At 63.8% G+C, this 17,216-nt stretch carries 13 protein-coding genes; 4 read left to right on the top strand and 9 right to left on the bottom strand.

Features of this window, described 5'->3' with window-relative positions; translation table 11 throughout:
• Positions 1-3: 3 nt before the first annotated feature.
• From cyoA to CSAL_RS04870, 6 genes are all read right to left on the bottom strand, one after another.
• A complete protein-coding gene (gene cyoA, locus CSAL_RS04895) occupies positions 4-912 on the bottom strand; it encodes a ubiquinol oxidase subunit II (RefSeq protein WP_011506257.1) in 909 nt (302 codons plus the stop codon).
• Positions 913-1,352: 440 nt separating this feature from the next.
• The gene (locus CSAL_RS04890) at positions 1,353-1,826 is read right to left on the bottom strand and encodes a hypothetical protein (protein ID WP_011506255.1); all 474 of its coding nucleotides are present in this window, start codon (positions 1,824-1,826) and stop codon (positions 1,353-1,355) included.
• On the bottom strand, positions 1,819-2,844 hold the full coding sequence (locus CSAL_RS04885; protein WP_011506254.1) for a DnaJ domain-containing protein: 1,026 nt from the start codon (positions 2,842-2,844) through the stop codon (positions 1,819-1,821). Before CSAL_RS04885 ends, CSAL_RS04890 begins: the two co-directional genes overlap by 8 nt.
• A 159-nt stretch (positions 2,845-3,003) precedes the next feature.
• A complete protein-coding gene (locus CSAL_RS04880; RefSeq protein ID WP_187290071.1) occupies positions 3,004-5,184 on the bottom strand; it encodes a mechanosensitive ion channel family protein in 2,181 nt (726 codons plus the stop codon).
• Between the two features lie 216 nt (positions 5,185-5,400).
• Entirely contained in the window at positions 5,401-8,601 is a 3,201-nt protein-coding gene (locus CSAL_RS04875; protein WP_011506252.1) for an efflux RND transporter permease subunit, read from the bottom strand.
• 3 nt (positions 8,602-8,604) lie between these two features.
• Complete coding sequence (locus CSAL_RS04870) at positions 8,605-9,846, bottom strand: efflux RND transporter periplasmic adaptor subunit (protein ID WP_011506251.1); 1,242 nt, start codon at positions 9,844-9,846, stop codon at positions 8,605-8,607.
• Positions 9,847-10,006: 160 nt separating this feature from the next.
• Here CSAL_RS04870 and CSAL_RS04865 point away from each other — a divergent pair, with 160 nt between their 5' ends.
• The gene (locus tag CSAL_RS04865) at positions 10,007-10,624 is read left to right on the top strand and encodes a TetR family transcriptional regulator (protein ID WP_011506250.1); all 618 of its coding nucleotides are present in this window, start codon (positions 10,007-10,009) and stop codon (positions 10,622-10,624) included.
• Between the two features lie 62 nt (positions 10,625-10,686).
• Positions 10,687-11,580 carry an alpha/beta fold hydrolase gene (locus tag CSAL_RS04860; protein ID WP_011506249.1) on the top strand — a complete coding sequence of 298 codons (894 nt, stop codon included), beginning with the start codon at positions 10,687-10,689 and terminating at the stop codon, positions 11,578-11,580.
• A gap of 36 nt (positions 11,581-11,616) precedes the next feature.
• Here CSAL_RS04860 and CSAL_RS04855 read toward each other — a convergent pair whose 3' ends face one another.
• The 3 genes from CSAL_RS04855 to CSAL_RS04845 form a co-directional block, all read right to left on the bottom strand.
• The gene (locus tag CSAL_RS04855; RefSeq protein ID WP_011506248.1) at positions 11,617-12,450 is read right to left on the bottom strand and encodes a fructosamine kinase family protein; all 834 of its coding nucleotides are present in this window, start codon (positions 12,448-12,450) and stop codon (positions 11,617-11,619) included.
• Between the two features lie 55 nt (positions 12,451-12,505).
• Positions 12,506-14,338 carry a monovalent cation:proton antiporter-2 (CPA2) family protein gene (locus CSAL_RS04850; protein WP_011506247.1) on the bottom strand — a complete coding sequence of 611 codons (1,833 nt, stop codon included), beginning with the start codon at positions 14,336-14,338 and terminating at the stop codon, positions 12,506-12,508.
• A 95-nt stretch (positions 14,339-14,433) separates the two neighbouring features.
• Positions 14,434-15,576, bottom strand: coding sequence for a GNAT family N-acetyltransferase (locus CSAL_RS04845; RefSeq protein ID WP_011506246.1), 1,143 nt, complete (start codon positions 15,574-15,576; stop codon positions 14,434-14,436).
• Between the two features lie 77 nt (positions 15,577-15,653).
• On the opposite strand from CSAL_RS04845, the gene CSAL_RS04840 reads away from it, so the two are divergent.
• Positions 15,654-15,944 carry a DUF4190 domain-containing protein gene (locus CSAL_RS04840; RefSeq protein WP_011506245.1) on the top strand — a complete coding sequence of 97 codons (291 nt, stop codon included), beginning with the start codon at positions 15,654-15,656 and terminating at the stop codon, positions 15,942-15,944.
• A 90-nt stretch (positions 15,945-16,034) separates the two neighbouring features.
• Entirely contained in the window at positions 16,035-17,207 is a 1,173-nt protein-coding gene (gene pncB / locus CSAL_RS04835; RefSeq protein WP_011506244.1) for a nicotinate phosphoribosyltransferase, read from the top strand.
• The last annotated feature ends 9 nt before the right edge of the window (positions 17,208-17,216 follow it).

Below are 17,216 nucleotides of genomic sequence, written 5' to 3'. Positions count from 1 at the left end.
ATGTTACTCCGCTGCCTCTGCGCTCATGGTCGTCTCGCCATGACCGCCACCGTGTCCACCTTGCCCATTGCCACCGTGGAAACTGTCGACGATGTCGTGGTACAGGCCGGACGATACGTCGGAGAAATATTCCACCGGATGATCCGTGGAGGGTTCCGCCAACTCCTGATAGCTCCCGTCATAGGAAAGCGTTTCGGACGATTGTCCGACTTCGTCGACCCACGCCTCGAAGTCATCCTGGGACATGGCGCGCGCATCGAAGGTCATCTCCGAGAAGCCCTTGCCACTGTAGTTGGACGACTTGCCGTCGTAGACGCCCGCTTCGTTCGCCACCAGGTACACGTCGTTGTCCATGCCGGCCATGGCATAGATCTGACTGCCCAGCGTGGGAATGAAGAACGAGTTCATCACCGAGGCCGAGGTCACGCGGAAGTGGACCGGCACATCCACGGGCATGGCCACTTCATTGACCGTGGCGATCCCCTGCTCGGGGTAGATGAACAGCCATTTCCAATCCAGAGCGACGACCTGGACTTCCATGGTGTCGGCATCCGACTCGATCGGCTTGTGCGGATCCAGCGAGTGTGAAGTTTTCCAGGTGATGATCCCCAGGAACAGGATGATCACGCAGGGCACGAGCCAGACGACTGCCTCGATCTTGTTCGAGTGCGCCCAGTCCGGCAGATACTTGGCAGCGTGGTTACTGTGCCGATACTTCCAGGCAAAGACCACGGTCATGACGATGACGGGAATCACGACGATCATCATCAGCCAGAAGGCCGTGATGATCAGCGACTTCAGTTCCACCCCGATCTGGCCCTTCGGATCCACCAGCGCCGCGTCGCAGCCACTCAGCAACACTGCGATCAGGGGTAGGATACCGAGCCATCCCAGGTTCTTCTTCATTCTCATTGCATGGCCTCACTCAAGCATGGGAAGACGTTGCAGCGCTTGCTCATTGAATGATTTCCTCCGCTAGCGACCCGTTACTCCAGCAGTCGGGCGGGGAGGCATTTTCACCAACGGAACCCAGCGGCTCGGCGCGTGTCCAAGCGCCCGGCAATCACGTTGCCGACCGCTTGGAAACGCCCAACGACTGCATCCCGATCAGCCACCGATTCCCGGCTGCCAATGACACGAGTGTGATGCGCTCTGAAGGTTGGACGTACTGGACATGTCGGCGATGGCTCATGACGCGCCATCAATGCACACACCCATTGCGTCGTGTCGCCCTCATCGCGCTCGCGCAGGGAGGGCCGACGGGGCGGCATTCTGAAGCAAAAAAAGGAGAAATAGAAGCGACTAATTGCCGCAGCCGTGTCGCGCCCCAGGCCTCTTGACCGAGGAAGCGCTCATGAGATTGCGGGGAGAGATTCGAGGCTCGGCAACGACATGCCCCCGGTGGGAATGACGTCCCAGGCATATGCCGCGATGGCCGCCGCGATGCCCACGGCCAGCAGCAGCCCAAGGCCCCAGCGCAGGATGCGCCGCACCCGCTGCCAGTTGTCATAGACGCGTGCGGCTCGCTCCATTTTCGCTTTCAACTCCGCGTAGCGCGCGTATTCGTCGTCCGCGCTGATCGAGAAGTCATTGGCCTCGCTTCCCCGCCAGTAGGGCGCATGGGTCAATCCCATGCGTGCCCGCAGCAGGCCGATGCCGGTCAAGGTGCCATAGAGCTGATCGTATTCACGCTTGCGCGACTCGACACGCAGCACCTCTTCGGCGTCCCGCTTGACGGCATTGTTCTCGCAACGCGCAATAGCCCGGGCGATATCCGCGTCGCTGGCCGACACGTGCAATCCCAACCGTCGATAAATATCACGCATGCTGTCGCATCAAATAGTCGTAAGCGTTCTTGATTCGCTGAAAGCGCAGCGATGCCGTGGCCATCGCCTCCTGACTCTGCGCATGGTAGCGATCGGGGTGATATTTCTGGGCCAGGCGCCGATAGGCGCGCTTGACCTCGCTCTTCTGGGCATTGCCCATCAACCCGAGCACGGCCAGCGCCCGCTGTGCCTTTTCGTCATGTGCCGTCGAGCGATCGCCGCACATGCCGTCATGCGAGAACCCCTCGTGACGCTTGCGCTCGTGGCCGCCATGCCGGGACTGCCCGTCACCACTCGCCTGATCGTGCTGCCCTGCGCCATCACGCCGCCAGCGCCGATGATCACGCCCGCGGTCGTGGGTGCGTTCACGTTCGTGCGCTTGTTCACGCTCTCCCCGATCATGCCCGTGCTGCCGCTCATGGCGCTTGCGACGCCCCCAGGAGCGACGCGCCTTCTCGCCGCTCTCGCTGTCGGCTTGCTCGCGGTGCTCGCGCTCGTCGCCTTGTCGCGAGGTCTGCTCGGAGTCCTGATCGCGAGCCCCCTCTCGCGACTGCCAGTAATGCGCCTTGCTCAAGTCCTGCGGACTTTCCAGAGGATAACCGGCCACATCGCGAAACAGCACGCCGAACGTCTCGGGCATCACACCGAGCAGGTCGGCCAAAAAGCGCAGGACATGGTGCTGCCCCGCCGCCATGCCACCGTCGTGCGTCGCGATATGGATCGCCTGGCGCAGGAAGGTTTCCCGACGCGGTCCCCGATAATAGCGCTGCAGGACTTCCGCCGCGAGTTGCAAGGCCACGAAATCCGGCCCACTGGCGAGGTCGACGAGCAGCTGGTGCCCATGATCGTGACGAAAATCCCCCGTGAGTTCGTCGAGCAACGCCCGCTTGCGGGGGCTGAGCGTCTCCTGGCCGTCACTCATCGCCAACCACGCCAGTAACAATAACGCCGCCGTATCGGCCTCGTTACGGCTGGTGAGCAACAAGCGCTCGAAGGGCGTAAAACGCGATGATGCCATGCCGGCTCCTGGCCTTCGGGTTGTTCTTTGTGGATATACGTGCCGCGTGGCGTGCGAGCATCCTATGAGCATCGGCCGCTTCCTGCATACCTTTAACGGTGCCGGCATGACGTGCGTCAATCCCCGCCGCCATGCCGGTCACCGCGGCATGGCGCATTCTCAGCCGGTACCGGGAGGCGCCTCTTCCGCAGGGCCGCCCGTGGCCTGAGGCATGCCCACCGAGCGCGAGGCCGATGCGGCGGTGCCCCCGGACGCCTCGGGAATGGGAGACTCCAGGCTCACGCTCATGCGCGGCATCGCCACGTCCAGTCCCAGTTCATCGAAGCGCCGCTTGAGCCGCAGATTGAAGGCTCGCGCCACGTCCCACTGCATCAGCGGCGCGGTCCGCATGCGGAAACGCAGTATCGCCGCGCCGGCATCGAAGCTCTCGACACCCTGCAGCTCCAGCGGCGACCAGATATAATGCCGCATCATCGGGTCGCGGCGCAGGTCTTCGGCCACGTCGCGCACCACCGCGATGGCCTCGTCGACCTTCATGTGATGCGCGACCCGCACGCGCATCAAGGCAATCCCGAATTCCCGCGAGAAATTCTGGATCCCCTTGATCTGACTGAAGGGGATCGTATGCACGATGCCATCCAGGTCACGCAGGCGCACGGTCCGCAGGCTCAGCCCCTCGACCGTTCCCATGTGACCGCCCAGATCGACGAAATCGTCGATGGCCAGCGAATCCTCGATGAGGATGAAAAGCCCCGTGATCAGATCCTGCACCAGGGTCTGCGCCCCGAACCCCACTGCCAGGCCGATCACACCGGCCCCGGCCAGCAGTGGCGTCACGTTGACGCCCAGATTGGCCAGCGCCACGATGAAGGCGATGATCACGATGGTCGCGAAGACGACATTGCGTATCAGCGGCGTGATGGTCTGGGCGCGGGTGCTCTGGGCTCTTCCGCTGCGCCCTCGCTTGGACGACAGTAGCGCGCGCTCGATCGCGGTATCGGCGAGGATCCAGACCAGCCAGGCCAGCAGCAGCGTCATGCCGATGCTGAGCAACGACTGGCCTATGCGCTGGCTGATGCCCTCGTCACTGCCGAACGCCAGCAGCGACAATCCCCAGACACGCATCGCCAGCTCGGCGAACGCCGCCCAGCTGACCAGGTGCGCCAGCGTGTAGCCGAAGCGCACCAGGCGTCGCCGATACTGCGACTGGCGCCGCTGCTTGGAAGGCTGCTCGGAATGACGATGCACCAGCCCGTTGACGATCAGGGTCACCACCAGCAATCCCGCGGTGACGATCGCCTTGGCGAAGACACTGCGCGAGTCCCCCTGCGAGGTCAGGATCGCCACCAGCGATACCACTACCATGAGCAATACCGGCACATGCCACAGCGCGCCGACGAGCTGAATCAATTCGCTCGAAGCGCGCTTGTCGCGCCGATAGCGGTAAGGACGGTTGCGGATCAAGTGCTTCACGGGCCGCTTGAAGCGTACCGCAAAGGCGCCCGTCAGCAACGCCGCCACGACATTGGCGAGCATCGAGACCAGCTCCGCCAGCGGCGCGCCCAGTGCGCCCTGCAGCTCCGACGCATTCGCCGCGTCCCCCAGCGCCACCAGTGCACCGATGGCGAATAGCCAGCGGTGCGCACGACGGTGCAGGATACGCAGCGCCACCCGACGGTGCCCGCTGGCGAAAAGCGAGAACACGACCTCGCAGACCGCCGTGAACAGGATACCGCAGAGCGTGAGGTACGCGATCACCATCGCCAGGGTCATGCCCAGTGTGGAGGCCATGCCGTGCACCACGCCCAGCGTCAAGGCAAAGGCCAGCCCCCAGGGCAGCAAGCGGCGTATCATGTGGCGAATCAGCATCCAGGTACTCGGCTCGGCCGACAGCGCCAACTGCATGTTCATGCGCTTGGCCAGGGCTCGTCCCAGCAATACCAGCAACGCCGCGCTGCCGCCCCACAGGCTCAACACCCATGCGAAATCGCCGATCAGATGCAGTGCCGACTCCAGCGATGCGACACGCTGCATCAGGGTATTGCCCGCCCGCTCGCCCATTGATTGCCAATATTCGAGCGGCGTGACCGCCTCCCCCGACTCGCCCAGCGAGGTCAGCGAGTCGGCGATGGCACCCAGCAGCCCGCTAGGCGTTCGCGGATCGCTCTCGTTCGACACGCCCTCCAGCGAGGCGCGCAGCTCACGCAGTTGCGACAGCAGGGCCTCGCGGCGCTGCTGATCCTCGAGCATCGAGATCACGCCATCCAGCGATTCACGCGCCTGCTCGGGCGACGGCGCAGCGTCTTCCTGCTGCCCTCCACCGCCGGCGAGAGACGACAAGGGGGAAGCGGCCTGCCCCCATGCCCACCCCGAGAACAGGAGCGCACAGAGCAGAACGAGCCCTCGGCCCCAACGTGTCGCACCGCCTAGCATGCTCACCTCGCGTATTTCATGAATGTCCACAGAGTGCCCTAGCCGCGCGCCGTAACCAACCGGTGTCATGACATAAAAAAGCCAGGGCATGAAAGCCCTGGCCATGATCGATGACAACGAAGGTCAACGACTGGGGGACGTCGACTCGGACGTTGCCGTGCCGTCTTCGTCGTCATGCTGGGGCGACACCCCACGCTTGCGCTGCAGCCACTCCTGCACGTTGGCAATCATCGCGTAGAACGACGGCACGAAGAAGCTGGCCAGCACGGCCACCGAGACCATGCCCATCGCCACCGTGGTACCGATATGGTGGCTGTTGGTGTCGTTGGCCCCGCTGGCGATGGCCAGCGGCAAGGTACCGAAGATGAAGGCCAGCGACGTCATCACGATCGGTCGGAAGCGCAGCTCCGAGGCGGTGATCGCCGCATCGCGGATCGACTTGCCGTACTCGCGTCGCTGCAGCTCGGCGAACTCGACGATCAGGATGGCGTTCTTGGCCGCCAACCCGACCACCACCAGCATGCCGACCTGGACATAGACGCTGGTATCCAGGCCACGCAATACCACCCCGCCGATGGAGCCGATGAAGGCGAACGGCACGGCCGTGATGACCGCCAGGGGCAAGGCCCAACTTTCGTACTGCGCCGCGAGGATCAGGAAGACCATCAAGATACCGAAGGTGATCGCGATGGTCGCGGCATTGCCGGCATTGGCCTCCTGGAAGGAGGTCCCCGTCCAGCCCATGCCCCACTCGTTGCCGAGCTGTTGCTGGACCACTTCCTGCATCGCGGCAATCGCCTGTCCCGAACTGTACCCCGGCGCGGGACCGCCCTGGAACTGCGCCGACGGATACACCCCGAAGCGCGTGACCACCGAGGGCGCCGACTGCCGTTCGAGCGTGACGAACTCGGAAATCGGGATCCGCTCGCCATCGCCGCCACGCACGAAGATCTTGTTCAGGTCATCGGGCGTTTGCCGGAACGTGTCCTCGTTCTGCATGTAGACCTGGAAGTTGCGGTTCTGGTACGTGAAATAGTTCACGAAACCGCTGCCCAGCGTGTTCGAGAGCGTCGTGTTGAGATCGCTGATGGAAACGCCGTAGCTGAGGGCCTTTTCCTGGTCGATACGCGCCCGATACGAGGGCACCGAGGCATCGAAGGTCGTGAAGACCTGGGCCAGCTCGGGACGCTGATTGGCGGCCTGCATGATCTTGCCCGCGGCCTGCATCAGCTCCTGGGAATCGGCCCCGCCATAGGACTGCAGATACCCGGTAAAGCCGCCCGTGGTCGACAAGCCGATGATCGGCGGCATGTTGAAGGCCATGGCCGTACCACCATCCAGGCCGGCGGCGATCTTGTTGATCTTGGCGATCATGTCCTCGACCGACTTGTCACGCTCGCTCCAGGGCTTGAGGGTGATGAACATCACGCCCTTGGCCGTATTGACTGCGCTGGACAGCATGTCGTAGCCCGCGACCGCCGTGGAGTACGCCACCGCAGGGTCCTGTTCTATCTCGCTGCTCAACTTGTCCATGTACTCGGTGGTGCGCGCCACGGACGAGCCTTGCGGCAGGGTGATGCTGGCAATGGCGATCCCCTGGTCGGTCTCGGGTATCAACGTCGACGGATTCTGCTGATACAGCCAGTACGAGAACCCGATGATCACCGCCGCCAGCACCAGCGTCAGCACCCAGGCTTTCACCAGCAGGCGCACGACCGCCATGTACCCTCGGGTGACCCACTCGAAGAAACGGTCGAACAACCGGAAAGGCGTCGAGGCGGCACGGGCCAGCCTGGAGTTGCCCAGCTGCGCCTTGTGCTTGACGAACAGCGCGCTCATCGCTGGCGTGAAGGTCAAGGCGACGACCGCCGATATCGCCACGGAAATCGCGATCGTCAGCGCGAACTGCTGATAGATCTGCCCCGTGAAGCCGCCCAGGAACGCCACCGGTATGAAGACCGCCGCCATGATGAACGACGTCGCGATGACGGGGCCGCTGACTTCCTTCATCGCGGTGATGGCGGCCTTGCGTATGGGAATGTCGGGGTCTTCCTCGAGCAATCGCTCGACGTTCTCCACCACCAGTATCGCATCATCGACCACGATGCCGATCGCCAGCACCATGGCGAACAGCGACAGCAGGTTGATCGAGAATCCAAAGAGATACAGGCCCGCGAAGGTGCCGACCACGGATACCGGCACCACCGACATGGCGATGATGGTGGTGCGCCAGTTCTGCAGAAAGATGAACACGATCACCGCGACGATCAGCAGCGCCTCGATGAAGGTGTGGAACACCGATTCCACCGAAGCGTCGATGAACAGCGTGGTGTCGTAAGGCACTTCGTACTTGAGCCCCGGCGGGAAGCGTTCGGAGAGCTCGTCCATCTTGCTCTTGACGGCTTCGGCGGTTTCCAGGGCATTGGCGCCAGGCTGCTGGTTGATGATGATCGGCGTCATGGTGGCGCCGTTCATGTTGGCGTTGACCGAGTAGGACGAGGCACCAAGCTCGACACGTGCCACATCGCTCAAGCGCAGCGAGGAACCATCACTGTTGGTGCGCAGAATGATATCGCGGAACTGATCCGCGTCAGCCAGACGTCCGGGCGCCGTGATGGTATAGGTGTAGGCCCGCGGATCGTCCTGGGGCGCCTGGGCCAGCGAACCGGCCGGCACCTCGGTATTCTGCGAGCGGATGGCGCTGGCCACTTCGGCCGACGTCATGTCGTACTGTGCCAGCTTGTCCGGATTGAGCCAGATCCGCATGGCGAACTCGCCGCCCCCGAGCACCTCGGCCTCGCCCACGCCGGGTACCTGGCGCAGTTCGTTGAGGATATTGAGGGTGGCGTAGTTCTGCATGTAGATGTTGTTGTACTCCCCCGTGGGAGAGGTCAGCGCCACCAACATCAAGATACTGCTCGAACTCAGCTCGACCGTGACCCCTTGTGACTGCACCGACTCGGGCAACTGGGACAACGCCTGCTGGACACGGTTGTTGACGTTGATGGTGTTGATATCACCGTCACTGCCGATGTCGAACGAGACGTTCATCCGCATCGACCCGTTGTCGGCGCTGGTCGACGTCATGTAGATCATGTCCTCGACGCCGTTGATCGCCTCGGCGATCGGCGCGGCAACGGTCTTCGAGACCGTTTCGGCGTTGGCGCCGGGGTACGTCGCCTGTACCGATACCGTCGGCGGCACGACGCTCGGATACTGCTCGATGGGCAGCACGCGCATCGCCATGAAGCCGATGACCGCGATGATGATCGAGATGACGGTGGCGAAGACCGGGCGCTTGATGAAGAAGTTGGAGATATTCATCCGTCAGGCTCCGCTTGCCTGCTGACCCTGATTCGCCGCATCCGGCGACGCCTCGGCATTCGGCGGCGCCTTCCGGCTCTCGCCATCGGTGTCGGAAAGCGCCTCGGCATCGCCGTCGAAAGGCTGGGGATCGATGGCCGCACCGGCACTGATGTTGCCCGGATCGCTGACCACGACGCGGTCTCCCGCCTCGAGCCCGTCCTTGATGATCATCCATGGGCCGGCCGTGTCACCGAGCTGCACGGTACGCGTGCGCGCCTTGCCCTCATCGCTCAGCACATAGACCTGCGGGCCCATCAGCCCTTGCGTCACGGCGATTTCCGGCACGGCGAACACATCGTAGCGCTTCAGGCCTTCCAGCTTGACGCGCACGAACTGACCGGGCAGGAAGAGCCCGCCGGGATTGTCGAAAAAGGCATTGGCCTGCACCGTGCTGGTGCTCTCGCTGACCCGCGATCCCAGGAATTCCACGCGTCCTTCCAGGGTCTGCCCCGGCAACGCTGGGATTTCCAGCTCGGCGGTCACCGCCTCCTTGCCCTGCTGCTGGCGCTGACGGCGCAACTCGAAGGCTTCTTCCTGCGGGAGCTGGAAACGGACCTCCAACGGATCGAGCGGCGTGATGGTCGCCAATTCGGTGCCATCGTTCACCAGATTGCCGACATTGACCTCGCTGAGGCTGATCATGCCCGACACGGGCGCCTCGACATCGGTGTAATCCAGATCGATGCGCGCACTGTCGAGCGCCGCCTGTGCCTGGGCCACGCTGGCACGCGCGACCTTGAGGTCGGCCAGGGCCTGATCGCGCTGCTGCACGCTGACCGAGTTCTGCTTGAGCAGCCGCTGATAACGGTCGGCATTGGTCTGCGCCAGCTCCGCATCGGCCTGGGCGCTCTGCAGATCCGCCTCGCGCTGACGCACGGTCGCCTGATAGATTTCCGGCTCGATGGTATAGAGACTCTCGCCCTTCTCGACCTGTTGTCCGGGCTCGAAATGACGCTCCTCGAGAGTTCCGCTCACGCGTGCCACGACCGTCACCTCGTTATCGCTGCGCAGCATGGCGGGATAGCTCTTGTCGAGCGCGATATCGCGCTTGGTCATTTCCATGACCTGCGCCTTTTTCGGTGGCGGGGAAGTATCGCCTGCCTGCTGCTGGGCCTCGTCGTCGCTGCTGCAGCCCATCAACAGAACGCCCGCCAATGCCACGGCCAGAAGGCCCCGGCGATCATTCCCTGTCGTGGATTCCATCGGTGTTTTACCTTGTTTGATCTAGATCAATGATGGCTAAGACTACACGCATACATACATGAATGTAAATGCCATGCACTTAGGGTATGATGGCGAAAAAATCTCGCCTTCCGGCCATCACGCATCGCCGGGAGGCCGGAGTCATCAACGAGACCACGCCATGCCCCGCAGAACCAAAGCCGAAGCCGAGGCAACCCGAGAAGCCCTGCTCGACGCCGCCGAGGATGTCTTCCTCGACAAGGGCGTCTCGCGCACGTCGCTCGAGCACATCGCACGTCACGCCGGCATGACCCGCGGCGCCGTGTACTGGCACTTCAAGAACAAGGCCGACCTGTTCCACGCGATGCTCGACCGGGTCAAGATGCCGCTGCAGCAGATCATCGACGACATCACCGCCGAGCGTCAGACCCTGGGGCCGCTGGATACCTTGCGCCTGGCCACCCTGCATGCCTTCGAGATGCTCGAGCGACCACGTTCCTGCCGTGTGCACACCATCTTGATGCACCGTTGCGAGTTCATCAGCGACATCAACCCCGTGGAACTGCAAAATCGCCTGGCCTCGGAGTGTCGTGAAGTCGTGCGCCGCTGCTTCCAGCAAGCCCACGACGACGGCCTGCTGATCGATGATATCCAGCCCGACGTCGCCACACTGATGCTGCACTCGATGATCGGCGGCCTGGTTCACGACTGGCTGCGTGCACCGGACAGCTTTTCACTGCGCGAAAGCGGCGGCGAAGCGATCGACAACCTGTTCTACCTCGTCACGCGACGACCGTGAAGTCCTGCTGCAATGCAGCATCGCTTCTATACTGGAGACGTCACCGCCTCTAGGTAAGCGTCGTGGATGAACTGGTCCTTCTCAAGCATCGCGAGCTGGAAATCGCCGTGCGCATCTGGCACCCGAATGCCCCGCGCACCTTGATCGCCTGGCACGGCCTGTCGCGCCATGGCGGCGATTTCGCGCACCTGGCGCGTCTGCTCGGCCCCGACTGGCGCCTGATCGCCCCCGACACCCCCGGGCGAGGCCTTTCCAGCTGGTCACTGTTCCCTGCCTACGATTATCTCTATTCACATTACATGGATGTGGCCATCGCGGTGCTCGATCACTTCAAGCTCGCACACGTGCCGTGGCTGGGTACGTCGATGGGCGGGCTGCTGGGACTCCTGCTCGCGGCCGACGACACCCACCGCCGGCGCATCTCGGCACTGATCCTCAACGATGTCGGTCCCACCATCGAAACCGCCGGCATGCAGCGCCTCGCGAGTTATTTCATCGCGGCGCAGCGGTTCACGAGCCTGCAGGATCTCGAGCGGGAAATGCGTACGCATTACCAAAGCTTCGGTATCCAGAGTGAAGCGGTATGGCGACGCCTGCTTCTCGAGAGCGCCCGCCGTTTGCCCGACGGAAGCTGGGGCTATCATTTCGATCCCCGCATCGCCGAGCAATTCGTGCACGACACGCCGCGCGATCTGTGGGCGGCCTGGAGGGCACTGCACTGCCCCGTGATGGCGATCCACGGCGCGCAGTCCGACATTCTGTCGTCCGCCACGCTGACGACCATGCAGCACCATCAGCCCCGCCTCGCCATCGTCGAGGTCCCGGATTGCGGGCACGCCCCCATGCTCGACCGACCGGCGCAAGCGGCAGCGATCGCCGCCTTCCTGTCGTCACGCCGGCGTTCGCCCGGTGCCGGCTGGTGGCGACGCTTGTGGCATGGCGTCAGGCGCGCCTAGGCATCGAGAAGACGCCGGGAACCGCTGCATCCCGCTCTAGTCGGCGGCAAGACGCGCGATGGCACGCTCCACGGCCGTGCGGTACGCGCCACCGAAAAGCAACAGGTGATTGAGCAGCGGGTAGAGCTGGAACAGGGTTTCGCGACGCGTCCAGTCGGCGGGTTTGTCGCCATCCCAGTAGGCTTCGAAAAATGCCTCCCCCGGCGCACCGAACAGGGTCAACATCGCCAGGTCGACCTCGGGATAATGGTAATAGACGGCCGGGTCGATGATCGCCGGCCCGCGTGGCGTCGTCAGCACGTTGCCGGACCACAGATCACCGTGCACGAGACACGCCGGTCTGTCGGGCAACCAGCTCTCGAGTCGCTGGGCGACATCCAGCAAGGCATCGCGGGTCGCGCTGGACAGCAAGCCGCGTTCGGCACAGGCCTCGCCCAGGGGCACCAAACGATGGTCGCGCTGAAAGGCTCGTCCATCGCGGCAGGGCGTGTTGCGCTGCGCGGTAGGACCGCAGTGGTTGTCGTGCGGCCAGCCGTGATGCTCTCCGGTCACGCCATGCAGTGTGCGCAATCCCTCGCCGAGACGCGCGGGATCTCGTTTGCCGCCCTGAGGCAGCGCCTCCATGATCAACCACTCGTCCTGCTGAGCGACGACCTCCGGGACGATCAGCCCGCTATTCGCTCGACGCAAGGCGCGCAGCCCCTCGGCCTCGGCGGCCAGCGAGGCGGCCTCGTCACGCTTGACCACGAGCGCTCCCTGGCGCGTCTCCAGCCGCGCGACCTCGGCGATATCGCCACCGGACAATGGTTGCGGCTCTCCCAAGGGGACGATCTCCAAAGACGCCAGCAACGTGCTCAGTGACTGCTCCATGTCGGCTCTCCTCGTTTTCGTCTGTGAAAGACCGGCGCGGCGACGCGACCGCCATCTACCGCCGAACGTCCTCGGTCGACGTTTCGACCGACACGTCCGAGGGCTCGGCGGCCTCCTCCTGCCCTCGGCCTTGGCCCAGTTCCTGCTGGAACAGTGTCTGGAACTCCGCCATGGCCGCGCGCTCCGTCGCCATCAACGCTTCCGAATCATGCCGATGCATGAAGGTCCTGGCCAACAGCTGATTGTCGAAGTCGCGGAACGTGCGCACGGCATCCAGGGCATTGGATCCCGGGTAGCCGAGTCCCTTGAGCACCTCGACGCTCATCTCCATGCTCGAGGCAAAGGTCTCGCGCACCACGGCATCGACGCCGGCTTCCATGAGCTGCCAGGCATGGTGGCGGTTGCGCGCACGCGCGAAGACCTTGACCTGGCGATAGTGAGTACGCACCTGCCGGGCGATGGTCAGCGCCGCCTCCTCGTCGTCGACGGCGATCACCAGCACGCGGGCGTGTTCCAGTCCCGCCGAGCGCAGCACATCCAGCCGCGTGGCGTCGGCGTAGTAGATACGCGAGCCGAAGCGCCGTATGAATTCCACTTGCGTGATGTTGGGGTCGAGCGCGGTAAAGCTGATGTCCTGCAGCTTGAGCACACGGGCCACCATCTGGCCGAAACGCCCCAGCCCCGCGATCAGCACGGGAGGCGTCTCGTCCCCGAAATCGTTGTCGTAAGGGCGGGTCTCCCGCATGCGGTCGGCGAGGTGGTTGCCGCCACGATACAAGAACGGCGTCAAGGCCATGCTCAAGGTCACCGCGGCGATGCACAGGCTGGCGATGCGCTGATCGAACACGCCGGCGCTGACCGCCGCGCTGAGCAGCACGAAATCGAACTCCCCTCCTTGCGCGATCACCGTTGCCAGGCGCGGAATCTCTTGTCGCGGCAAGCGTGCCGCCATGCCCACCAGGGCGATGATGACGAGCTTGGCCGCCAACAGCACCAGGGTGATTCCCAGCACCCAGAAGACATTGTCGAAGACCAGCGCCAGGTTGACCGACATGCCCACGGCCATGAAGAACAGGCCCAGCAGAATGCCCTTGAACGGCTCGATGTTGGCTTCCAGTTCATGGCGATAAATCGTGTCCGCCAGCATGACGCCTCCCAGGAAGGCGCCCAGCGCCATGGACAGGCCCGCCCAATCCATCACCAAGGCCAGGGTCAGCACCAGGAACAGGGCCGCGGCGGTGAAGACCTCATGCACGCCGCTACGCGCGATGAGCGCCAGCACGCGGGGAAACACCAGACGACCGAACACGATCGCGGCCAGCACCATGCCCACGCCCTTGCCGATGTCGAGCCACATGTCGCCGCCCTGTGCGCTCACCCCACCCGCGAACAGCGGCAGCAAGGCCAGCAAGGGAATCACCGCCAGATCCTGGAAGAGCAGGATCGCGAACGCCGTCTGCCCGTGCGGTGTGGCCAGGCGACGCTGCTCGTTGAGCACCTGCAGGGCAAAGGCCGTGGAGGACAAGGCCAGAATCAATCCCAGCAGTACCGCCAGCTCCCACCTCAGGCCCAACGCCAGGCCGATCGGCGTCAGCAGCACGCCGCAGCCGAACAATTGAAGCAGGCCCAGTCCGAACAGGCGTTTCCGCATCCCCCACAGGCGCGACGGTTCCAGCTCCAGCCCGATGATGAACAGCAACATCACGACGCCGAATTCGGAGAAATGCAGTACTTCCTCCGGTTCGCTGATGAAGCCGATCAATGAGGGCCCCAGCAGCAGCCCCACGGCGAGATAGCCCAGGATCGAGCCCAGTCCCAGGCGTTGAAACAATGGCACGGCGATGATCGCCGCTCCCAGCAACACCGCCGCCTCGGCAAAGAACGTCATGTCCCTGTTTTCCTTACGTCACGTCTCGAGGCCGGTGCCATGAGACAGGGTCTATTGAGGTAGGCCATGCCACGCACGCCGAATACGTCGCGGGCTCACTCATCGCGCTGGAAAGGGAGGCGCTCGAAACAGGCCGCACGATAATGCGCCATGGCACGCCGCTCCTCGTCACAGAAACGCGCGACCGCCTCCCGAAACCCGGCATGCGGTAAATAGTGAAGCGACACACTGTCTTCGGGCAAGAAGCCGCGCGTCAGCTTGTGCTCGCCCTGGGTACCGGGATCGAAGCGACGCAATCCTTGTTCCAGACAGTACTCGATGCCCTGGTAATAGCACGCTTCGAAATGCAGGCAGTCGGCCGTGACGTCGCTCCCCCAATAGCGTCCATAAAGCGTATCGCCGCCTCGCAGATAGAGGGCCGCGGCGACCGGGACATCGCCCTGGCGCGCCTGGACGAGCAGCAAGGCCTCGCTCATGGTATCGCGCAAGTGCGTGAAAAACGCCGCATTGAGGTAGGGCATTTGTCCACGCTCCCAGTAGGTCGCGCAGTAACAGCGGTAAAAGTGGGCCAGCGCCGCGTCGTCGATGGCATCACCGGTCAAACGGTGCAGGGTCAGGCCCTGCTCGGCCACCTTGCGGCGTTCACGACGAATCTCCTTGCGCCGCTTGCTCACCATCGCGGCCAGAAAGCCATCGAAATCGCCGTAGCCGGCATCGCGCCATTCGAAACGTATCGCATCGCGGCGCAGCAGCGCCGGCCATGCCTGCTGCCACTGCGCCACTTCCGGCGCCTCGGCGAACAGCAGATGCCAGCTCGACAGCGTCTCGCCATGCGATTCGAGAAACGCCGCCACCGCACGCACGGCCGCCTCCTTCGACACCCCGGCCTCCAGCGCCAGGCGAGGCCCTACCGCCGGGGTGAACGGAACGGCACTCAGCCGCTTGGGATAGTATCGCCCACCGGCCCGCTCCCATGCGTCGGCCCAGCTCCAGTCGAACACGTACTCGCCAAAGGAGTGATCCTTGAGGTAATGGGGCAACGCGCCGACCAGGCGTTCGTCCTGCCACACTCCCAGGTGACGAGGCGTCCAGCCGCTATCGGCTGCCACGCAACCGCTGCACTCGAGGGCATGCATGAATTCGTGACGAAGAAACGGATACTCGGTGCCGAGCCAGGCATTCCAGGTTTCGCGCGGCACATCACCCACACCGCTCAACTCGCGCACCGTCAAGCCCATCGTCACGCCTCCCTACGCGGATTCCCGAATGTCGCCCCTCGTGCTAGGGTGAGGCCAACCTTTTTCTGGAGCAAGCGATGCCCCGCATCACGCCCGCCACACCGCCGCCCTCGGGACACATCAACAGCATGGCGCTGGTCGCCTTCGCGCTCAGCGTACTGGGCATCTTCGTGCTGCCCGGGGCACTCGGCGGCGTCGTCTGCGGACATCTTGCCCGGCGCCAGATCCGCCGCAGCGGTGAACAAGGCGATGCCTGGGCGCTGGCGGCCCTCATCCTGGGCTACCTGTTGCTGCTGCTCTCGATCGCGGGCCTGCTCTTGTTCGGCGGCTTCATGATCACGATGTTCGGCGTCATGGCGATCATGTGAGCCGCCCCGAACGGCACGACAGTGGTGCCCTCGCCGCCGCTGCGCTAAGCTGGCGCTCCTATTTCGGAACCTCGCGCTACAGGATGCACGATGCTGGATTCGCTCCTCGATAACGATTTCTACAAGTTCACCATGCAAAGCGCGGTCATCAAGCGCTTTCCCTACGCGCGAGCCCGTTATGCATTCATCAACCGGGGGGAGCATGCCTTCCCTCCGGGCTTCGGCGAGCAATTGCGCGAGGCGGTGGATGCCATGGCAGACCTCTCCCTGAGCGTCGAGGAAAAGCGCTTTCTGGAGCGCACCTGCCCCTACCTGGACCCGACGTATCTCGACTTCCTCTCGGGGTTCCGGTACGACCCGAGCGAGGTCGACATCGTCCAGCAGGGTGAGCGCTTCGAGTTGCGCATCGAAGGCCTCTGGTACCGCACCATCCTGTGGGAAGTCCCTCTGATGGCGCTGATCAGCGAGATCTGGTACCGCATGGGAGACGGCAAGCGCGATGCGGATGCCATCATCGACATGCGCACCCGCGACAAGATCGAACACTACAAGCGCCTGGGGCTCAAGATCGCCGAATTCGGTACCCGCCGGCGCTATTCCTACGATGTGCACGACCGTGTGGTGGCCTCGCTGCGCCACCACGGCGGCGATACCTTCTCCGGCTCCAGCAACGTTCACCTGGCCATGCGCCACGGCGTCAAGCCGATCGGCACGCACGCCCACGAGTGGTTCATGTTCCACGGCGCCCGCTTCGGCTTCAAGATGGCCAACAGCCTCGCCCTGGAGCACTGGGTGGACGTGTACCGTGGCGACCTGGGCATCGCGCTCACGGACACCTTCACGTCGGCGACCTTCTTCGACAGCTTCGACAAGAAATTCGCCAAGCTCTTCGACGGCGTGCGTCACGACAGCGGCGACCCCCTCGAGTTCGCCGCCGCCACCATCGCTCATTACGAGCGCATGGGAATCGATCCGCGTACCAAGACCATCATCTTCTCCGACGCCCTGACGCCCGAGCGCGTCGAACGCATCGACGCCTTCTGTCGCGGCCGCATCACCACGGCCTTCGGCATCGGCACCAACTTCACCAACGATGTCGGCGTCACGCCGATGAACATGGTGATCAAGATGACCGAGGCGCGCCCGGAAGGGCAGCACTGGATGCCGGTCATCAAGCTCTCGGACGTGCCCGACAAGAATACCGGCGACCCCGACATGATCGAGCTCGCCAAGCGTGTCCTGGCACTCTCGCGGCGCGCCTGACGCACCTCG

It is taken from the genome of Chromohalobacter israelensis DSM 3043, assembly GCF_000055785.1.
GTDB classification, from domain to species: Bacteria; Pseudomonadota; Gammaproteobacteria; order Pseudomonadales; family Halomonadaceae; genus Chromohalobacter; species Chromohalobacter israelensis.
The sequence above is the reverse complement of the archived record's forward strand: the minus strand, read 5'-3'. Positions and strand labels throughout refer to the sequence as shown.